The sequence below is a fragment of the Lentzea indica genome (assembly GCF_012184385.1).
Lineage (GTDB): Bacteria > Actinomycetota > Actinomycetes > Mycobacteriales > Pseudonocardiaceae > Lentzea > Lentzea indica.
In genome coordinates, this window is the sequence record NZ_VSRL01000510.1 from 1 (window position 1) to 1984 (window position 1984).

The 1984-nt window shown below is 69.0% G+C and carries 2 protein-coding genes, 1 tRNA gene and 1 pseudogene; 3 read left to right on the forward strand and 1 reads right to left on the reverse strand.

Going from position 1 to position 1984, the window contains the following annotated elements; genetic code table 11:
* The 3 genes and pseudogenes from FXN61_RS49105 to FXN61_RS49115 form a co-directional block, all read left to right on the forward strand.
* Positions 1 to 259, forward strand: a pseudogene (locus tag FXN61_RS49105) (helix-turn-helix transcriptional regulator); the annotation flags it as partial.
* A 33-nt stretch (positions 260 to 292) separates the two neighbouring features.
* Positions 293 to 937 carry a lysoplasmalogenase gene (locus FXN61_RS49110; RefSeq protein WP_188136323.1) on the forward strand — a complete coding sequence of 215 codons (645 nt, stop codon included), beginning with the start codon at positions 293 to 295 and terminating at the stop codon, positions 935 to 937.
* Between the two features lie 43 nt (positions 938 to 980).
* Positions 981 to 1054, forward strand: a tRNA-Lys gene (locus FXN61_RS49115).
* Between the two features lie 310 nt (positions 1055 to 1364).
* Here FXN61_RS49115 and FXN61_RS49120 read toward each other — a convergent pair.
* A partial coding sequence (locus tag FXN61_RS49120) for a hypothetical protein (RefSeq protein WP_223165914.1) occupies positions 1365 to 1984 on the reverse strand: 620 nt, incomplete at its 5' end.

Below are 1984 nucleotides of genomic sequence, written 5' to 3' on the forward strand. Positions count from 1 at the left end.
CTGATTCCGCTCGCCGGCCTCCTCGGCGTCTCGCCCTACCGGCTCAGCAGGGCCTTCACCCGCGAACTGGGGGGTGTCGCTGACCCGCTACCGCAATCGCGTCCGCGTCGCCCGCGCGCTGGATCGGCTGGAGGCAGGCGAACCGAGCCTCGCCGTGCTCGCCGCCGACCTCGGCTTCTCCGACCAGGCGCACCTGTGCCGGACCGTGCGCGAACACGTCGGGCACACTCCGACCTCGCTGCGCAGACTGCTCACCTGACGCGGTACGACACCGACGAAGGAGGGTGTGCTCATGAAGAAGCAGGCGTACGCGGTGGCCGCGGTCGTGGACTCGATCGCCGCAACCGTGCGCGGCACCAACGCCCTGCGCAAGGTCACGAAGACAGCGCTGATGCCCGCGCTCGCCGTGGCCAGCCCACCGCGCGACCCCGGCATGGCGGTCGGCCTCGCCGGTTCGTGGGCGGGTGACGTGGCGCTGCTCGGCGACTCGGACCGGGCGTTCCGCACCGGACTCTTCAGCTTCCTGGTGGCCCACGTCGGCTACACCGCGGCGCTGGCACGGCGGTCATCGCCGGGCGCACGCAAAGCGGTCGTGCCGATCGTCGCGGCTTCGACTGCCGGAGCTTTCGCGTTCTCCCGCGCGGCCGGGCCGATGGGACGACCAGTGGGCCTGTACGCACTCACGCTCGGCACGATGGTCGCCGCCGCGTCGACGGTGCGCGGCACGGGTTCGCGACGAGTCGTCGGCGGCGCGGCGCTGTTCGCGGTGTCGGACGCGTTGCTCGGGGCCAGCCGGTTCGTCCTCAAAGGACGGTGGGCGCGGATCGCTTCCGCCGGGGTGATGCCGACCTACGCGGCGGCGCAGTGGCTCATCCACACCGGGTTCGAGCAGGGCGAGCGCCCCCCACCCGAAAACCCGTTGGATGCGCTGTGCTAACGTTCTTGACGTCGGAATGAGCAAGACTCCGGCACACAAACAAGCGCCGCTAGCTCAGTTGGTTAGAGCAGCTGACTCTTAATCAGCGGGTCCGGGGTTCGAGTCCCTGGCGGCGTACTCCAGAGAAGCAGGTCGAGATTCGTCTCGACCTGCTTCTCTGCTTTCCGTAGTCATTCTCCTGCTCCTCTTCATCGTTGTGGATCATGGTTTGTGAGCCCGAGAGGTCGCGTTGGCGGCGAGGCAGCCGTGAAGGATCCCAACGAAGCGGTTGCCGACGTGCCGCAGAGCGGCGTTGTGACGGAGTCCTCGTGCGCGTTGTCGGTTCGACGACCTGCTGGCCAGCGACCTCACCCCGCAGCTGGATCGCCTCCTGGCCGAGAAATGACTGATGGCCGGCCACCGAGGTAGCCGGCCATCACGAACCTCGTCACCATTTGCCGGAGGTGACGATCGCCTTCAGCTGGTCGAGGGTCAGGGGCGGCTGCGGCGAGTAGATCCGACCGCCCGGCGAGTTGATCGCAGCGCCCCCGGGGTCCTCCTGGTTGCCAACGTGCATGATGACCATCGTCCCGTCGGGCCGCATGAGGCACGCCAGGTACGACACCGCGCCGGGAGCCTGGTGCCCGGTCCCGGTCACCAGCCGGGAGCCGTCGGGCAGCGTGCTGACATCACAGTCCTTCGTGCGGGAAAGACGGCACCACTCGCCGGGCTCGGAATCGCTGGGGTAGATCATCAGGCTGAAGCTCCCGGTGATGCCTGCGGAGGTCAGAGTCCCGACGACAAGTGCGCTGGAGGTGGCGTCCGGGTTCGGCACCTGTGGTGTCACGACCGATCCTGTCCCCGGTGGCGCGGGGTTCTTCGAGGACGGGACAGCCCCTGGCCCTGGCACGTTGATTTTTTGGGTCACCTCGAACGTCGCGGTGTCGCCGAGCACGACCCTGAACCGGGCGATCAGGTCATCCGGCGAGGTGGGAACCGGGCCGCGCGCCGTGGTCGTGGATGGTGCGGTGGTCGGCGGGCCGGCGGCGGGCGTGCCGGAGTCGCCCG

Bases quoted from the DNA above. Each gene is read 5' to 3' on its own strand.
- FXN61_RS49110 (WP_188136323.1), top strand. From the start codon at position 293: ATGAAGAAGCAGGCGTACGCGGTGGCCGCGGTCGTGGACTCGATCGCC.